This is a genomic window from Halococcus thailandensis JCM 13552 (assembly GCF_000336715.1).
GTDB classification, from domain to species: domain Archaea; phylum Halobacteriota; class Halobacteria; order Halobacteriales; family Halococcaceae; genus Halococcus; species Halococcus thailandensis.
The window spans coordinates 1-5,940 of sequence record NZ_AOMF01000021.1 but is presented as its reverse complement, the minus strand read 5'-3'; the positions used below and the strand labels follow the sequence as shown (position 1 = coordinate 5,940).

The following is a 5,940-nucleotide window of genomic DNA, read 5'->3' as shown; positions in this document are numbered from 1 at the left end:
TTACCTGATTCGCATGAAATAGACGTCTGAATCACGCCGATTCCGCAAAACAACTCATGGGATCGGAATCAGGTACTGAAAGCGGGTTGTGTTGTTGAGGGGAAAGACAAGGCCGTTACAGCTAGTTAGCTGATACGTGTCGCGGCTGGAAACGATACTTTTGATCGATCCAATAGATGAGTAAAGTGGTTTGTATTCATTTCTATTACTTCCGTGAAGGTATATTCGCGTCACGATAGCGCAGCCGCTCCGCATGGAGCGGCTCGCGCACCTCTTCCTATCGATTAGCCTGCCTCAAGATCGCGGTTCCACAGATACCGCTTCTTCGTCTCGGTGAACAGCGGGATCACTGCCTCCATCTCAATGTCTGGAAAGAGCTCGCGCATTCGCGCGAGCGATGCCTCCCGCGAGATGAATCCGTGTTTGACCGTCCGCACGGTCATCTGGGTCTTGAGGAACGACTGGACGCCATCACCCGTCCGAAATCGACGCTTTACCTGCGTCGATTTCGTGTGGCTGAAGTAGCGTTCGGCGTTGTTTGAGGTGCTCGGCACCCATTCGTCCCGGAGATGGATGGCGAACTTGTCGAAGTTCTCCATCACCTCCTTGACGTAGGTCCGGACCGCTGGCGGCAAGTGCTCGATTTTATCGAGCACCGCCTCAAACCGCCGGAAAGCTGCTGCATACGACGGAGCCGCGAACACGCCCTTGAACTCACTCCAGACGATCGCGGCGTGAAGCTTCTCCGCGTTCGAGTAGCGAACGCTCCGGAACACCTCGTTCCGGAGCTTCTTCTCGCCGTTTTTCAGGAAATGGTAGTGACACCGGTGATGGAACGCGCCGAGATCGTCTTCTACGATCTCGGCATAATCTGAGCGTCCATCCGTGGTCACGACGAAGACGGGCTTGTCTTCGAGGGCAGTGGTGAGAAATTCACGGATGGTGGCCTTTTCGCACCCGTCGACGACTTGCTCGGCGACGGGTGCTCCCATGAGATCATCGTAGAGCAACAACCGGTATGCGCGCTTCCCATCGATGTGGAGATACTGCTCGTCATAGGTGTAGATACCCGAATACGTGGGGAGATCGTTGCGGACGATCTCCCCCGTATCTTCGGTGATCCAGTTGCGAATCTGCTGGTCAGAGGGTCGAACACCGAAATGAATGGTACAGATGTCCTGAAGCCGTTCGAGAGACGCGTCGGTGAACGCGTTCACGACGCGTACCAGCCGTCTGACCTCGTTGGTGTACTGGTGGTCGTCCTCGATGTAGGACAGACTCGGCGAGAATGTCCCTCCGCAGATGCGACATCGATATCGCTGAACCCGCACGGGCGCGCGCCCGTGCGGGTGTCTATCGTAGGTTCCATGCTTGTTCGCACGCTCTGACCCGCACTCACAGACCAGCGTCGGGTCCTCAACGAGTGAAGGTTCATGAGGCGTGGTCTCGAACGATTCCGATGGTGCGGTGGGGCTGAGTGTCACTACAGTCACTGCCGCACCAACCTTCTAAGAACATGATGTGTTGCGTCGCTGCGCCGCAGCGACGCCACGATAATTCGAGACAACCTCTCACTATCCGAGCATAGCGGCGCTCGTCCTCACCAACACTCTACTTGGTAGGGCCGGAGAAACTTCTTAACAGGAATCACTTCTTCGCTATCGGAAATACTGCACAGCCCGCTCAACGATGGGTTTGGAGCCGCGTTCGCCGTCGTCGGACTGGGCGAGTTTCTCTTCGTAGTATGCGAGCTGGGCTTCGAGTTTCTCGATACGGGCTTCTTTCTGTTCGATATCTTCCTCAAGGGTTTCGACGCGTTCGATGAGCAGGCGATTCTGCTCTTTGAGATGTGCGTGTTCTCCTGCTGTCTGTTTCGTCTCCGTCTGTTCTGCGTCCGCCTGTCCTGCTTTCGTCTGTTCTCCCCTCGGCTGCTCTTGGGGAGATGTGCGGTCGTCGGTTGCTGTCGTTGCCGGTTCCGTTGGTAGCTCGCTCTCATCTGCACTCTCGGTTGGTGCTTGCTGTTCGTCGCGATCTCGACTGGCTGCTGCCTCCTTGGAGTCCGTCTCGGACTGTGGCGATTCGTAGAAGGAGTCCGTGCCGGCGAGCGCGCGTTTGAGTGCTATCTTGCCGAATGACTCGCCAGTACCGTTCTGCTCGATCGATTCGTCCCAGCCTGGCCACATCAACTCCGAGTCACGGAAGAGGTGGTCCATCCGGTCGGCGTCGCCACCGGTCCAGAACGCGAGATGGAAGCAGAGTGCTGTAGCGGCTTTCGACCGGCTCTCGTGGCCGTCAGTGCTGCCGTCCCACAGTGCAGTGAAGTTCTCACCGTTGGATGCGTTCCGCGCCTTCTCGATGAGTTCATCATCGCTGATGGCAACGCTGGTTTCGGGATCGGCACTGAGATCGATATCGGGGACCGAATCGGTTTGGTCGGTCGTGCCGACGTGGTCGCGGTTGTGATCCAGCCCGACGGTCTCGATCTCGTCGAGGACCGTGTTGTACGTCTCTGCACCGGGGAAGCCGAGATATTCCTCCCCTCTCGCGCCGGTTTTGGTCGTAAACCCGTCTTCGGGAAGGACACCCAACGCGACAGCTGCTTTTCGAACCGCCCAGAACGGCATTTCATCGTACTCGCTCCCATCGCGGTGGTGTGACCCCTTCTCTGGCGTCCAGATCGGGACGTTGTAGCCGGCGTCACGGAGTGCATCGACCGCCTCAGCCCACTCTTCGCCGGTCAGATCCTGCGAAGCGTCGGTGATGATGGTCTTCCCGAGCGCCATCGCTTTCGCCGCGTACCCGCCGCCACTCTCACCGGGATCGCCGAAACGATTGGTGCTGTGGTTGACGTAACACGACCGACCGCTCTTGCTCGACCGCCACGAGGGATTGAACTCGGTCTTGTCGGCCATATCCGCACCCGAGTCCCATTCGTCGCTCGCGTAGTGGCGCACTACCTCTGCCGTATCGATCCCGTCGAGTGCGTCGTAGACATCCTGGAGGAACGGCGTGATCGGCTGGCCTTCGATCCCCTCGCCCAGCTCGTCGAGGCGTTGCTCGCGACGTTCGGCGGCGGCCTGCCGGCGCTGTTCTTCGCGCCGCTCGCGCTCTCGTTCGGCGTCGATCCATGCATCGAGTGCGTCCTCCCAGCTCCCGTGTTCGTCGTACTCATCAGGCCAGAGACCGGCCACGAGGTCCGTGACTCGGTCTTCGAACTCGACGGCGGTGAACGACTCACACCACTCGTGAACGCCCTCAAGCAGCGTGTCGTCTACTTCTTCGACCGCGACCGGCTCGCGATAGCGTACGTCCTCGACATCAACGGGGGTGACGACCGCGTCGTGATCGCCGTGAAGCGTGAGCGGCATCTTGTACTGCCGATTGATGTTGTTTGCCCAGTCGGGGCCGATCACCTCGCCAGCGCCATCGACCCGCTCGTTGATGCGTTGCTGGGCTTCACCGAGGTAGTCGTTCGATCGGTCGATGAGCTCGGAGAGAACGCGCGCTCGGGCGTCGTCATCGTCCGCGTAGTACCGAACAACCGGGAGTGTTGCCTCGGGTGCGCCGAAGATGTAGGCTCCCCCGACACTATCGAGCATGTACACCGCGTCGTGGCCACCGTAGAGGTCAGCGAACGCTTGGATGTACGCTTCGTAGGCTTCCTCGGCGATGTCATAGGTTTCCCTGTCGAGGTCGGGCCGCTGAAGCTTGAGGTCGTCTTCGAGATCGATATCACCCCAGACAGCAACGGCGGCGATGTCTTCGGAGCGGGGCGCTGGTTTGCGGTCTGCGTAGACGTATTCGCCGTTGTCGCCTCTCTCTGGATCGAATCGGGCGCGTTTCCACCGATCGAACGTCTCGGGGTATTTGTACGACGTGAGAGTGTAGAGCGTGCGTTCGAGGCGGGTAGCGGCCACCCTGTTGTAGTCCTCGCAGAAGTTTCGTGCTCGCCGCTCTTTCGGGAATTCCTCTTCGCTGCTGTCTTGCCCATCGTTTTGCTCGCTGTCTTGTGCCTGGTTTTCACGAGTGACGTACCAGCCTTTCTTGTCGTTGACTAACAGTGTTGGATTGCCATCAAGCGAGCAGAGTGGGGATACTGCGTCTTTCACTCGGTCATGGTGCTCGCGAACGGAGATATCGGAGGAAGCCATCGATTCAGATACCTCCTTGGACCGTATCGAGACTGGGGAGGACATGGGTAACTCTGTCTCTCCGGGCTGAAAACAAACGAGTGAGTGGGTGCAGAGGGCGTCCGTGTCGGTGTCGGTGTCGGTGTCGGTGCCGGCGCTGGGCATGATCACCGCCACATACCGCCGCTGGATTCAGGAGACCAGTCTGTTCTCCGGGTCGGCCTCGGGGCGCAGGTGTGTGCATATCCATCGGTCTCCACGTGCTTACTAGATTAATTGTGCAACGCTAACAAAGGGGTTTCGTACAATAATCGACAACATATCTCACTGCCCGGGAAGACCTGTCGGTGGCTCCGATGTGCCAGTCAGTTCTTCAAAGACGGAGAGCGCGGTCTTGAGATCGCGGAGTTCGCCCCGCCGACGATCGATTTCGTGGTTGAGTCCCTGGATTCGTTCGGAGATGCGATAGCACATGTCGCGAGATGTATCGAGATCGGTGTCGAGCGGCGCTTCGTCGGAGATCGGGGATGCATCGGGCAGGGAATTTGGATTGCTGTGGCGGTCGGTACTGGCTGCACTGCTGGTATCATCGCTTCCAGAGAGCGGTGGCACTTGTCCGCCATCAGCAGCGAGTGGGACAGGTGCTGTCTCTTGCTGGTCGTCGGGGCGAGAGGGTTCACGTTCAGCGAGATCGTCGTCAGTGGGCCAGTCGTTGGGATGGCGGAGTTCGCCAAACGCGACATCGAGTTTCACGCGCCGGAGGTGCTTACAGCCGCCAGCAGGCTCGCGGTCAGTGTAGTCGGGACACGTACAATGCGTTGTCTGGGCCCTGTTCGTGTCGGGATGAGGGGCGAGATCGACGGCATACGTTGCCCCGGACGCAGATTCAACGAGATACGCCCCCGGACTGCAAGCAGTGATGGTCATGGATTCGTTGATTGCACGCCGGGTGCGTGCGGTCAGTGATTGATACGAGTCGGGAGTGGGCTGAGATGTGTCTGTACTCATGGCTGCCTCGCGCCTCGGTGCAGGAATAAACCGAGGCGCACCGGCCATAGCTTCCACCTGAGTATGGACTGCGAACAAGGATGCGTCCGTTGTAAATGACCCCTCCCCCTGTAAGTGGAGGAGTGCCTACTGACAGAACATCCTAAGACGCTCTTGCCGAGTCTGGTGAAACAGTCGCGGAGGAACTACAGCATCCCGCCGTATGCTAGTGGATGTGCACCAACAGACAGCTTTCGGCGGGATGCTCCAGGAAGTTGTTGAGCGCCAAGCAATAGTGTTCCGCCCCGATCCGCTCGACGCCATCGTCGAGCGGCGCTGCAAGCGTGCGTGGGAGCAGGCTCCCTGTCCCAAGTGTGGAGAAACAGCTCTCCAGACTCGGGACAGCAGTCCCCGAGTCTGGTGTCGTAACTGCCGCTATAGCTTCACATACACCCGAAACACGCCGTTCGCAAACACCGGTCTTACACCCGGTGAACTCCTTCTCATCTTCATTCTCTACGCTGATACCTTGCTCAGCATCAACCAGATCGCCCAGCTATTCGATTCCTGCTACGACACAATCCATGCGCAACTCCGTGATGGGGAAGCCGCGTTCGAACGCGGCTTTCCCCTCGTCTGGGAGCGCATCCAGCACACCGTTGAGGGACCAACACAGATCGATGAAACCGGCTCGAAGTGTTCGGGCTACAAAGGTCAATCGCCGCCGCGGGATGGTCTCTCCCGCGGCGGTTCTGGGGAACCGGGCCGATCACGCTGGGAGGGAGCACCGGGCGACAAACTCACGCTCGTCGCGGCGAGCCGC

The 5,940-nt window shown here is 59.0% G+C and carries 4 protein-coding genes; 1 reads left to right on the top strand and 3 read right to left on the bottom strand.

The window, feature by feature from the left end; genetic code table 11:
• Positions 1–284: 284 nt before the first annotated feature.
• The 3 genes from C451_RS00810 to C451_RS21475 all read right to left on the bottom strand — a co-directional run bounded on the left by C451_RS00810 (position 285) and on the right by C451_RS21475 (position 5,138).
• Entirely contained in the window at positions 285–1,484 is a 1,200-nt protein-coding gene (locus C451_RS00810) for a transposase (RefSeq protein ID WP_241431127.1), read from the bottom strand.
• A gap of 174 nt (positions 1,485–1,658) precedes the next feature.
• Positions 1,659–4,151, bottom strand: a complete 2,493-nt coding sequence (locus C451_RS00805) for a phage NrS-1 polymerase family protein (RefSeq protein WP_007736607.1) — start codon at positions 4,149–4,151, stop codon at positions 1,659–1,661.
• A gap of 303 nt (positions 4,152–4,454) precedes the next feature.
• The gene (locus tag C451_RS21475) at positions 4,455–5,138 is read right to left on the bottom strand and encodes a hypothetical protein (protein WP_152420306.1); all 684 of its coding nucleotides are present in this window, start codon (positions 5,136–5,138) and stop codon (positions 4,455–4,457) included.
• A 214-nt stretch (positions 5,139–5,352) separates the two neighbouring features.
• Here C451_RS21475 and C451_RS20330 point away from each other — a divergent pair.
• The coding region (locus C451_RS20330; protein ID WP_449271490.1) for a transposase at positions 5,353–5,940 on the top strand (588 nt) is incomplete at its 3' end.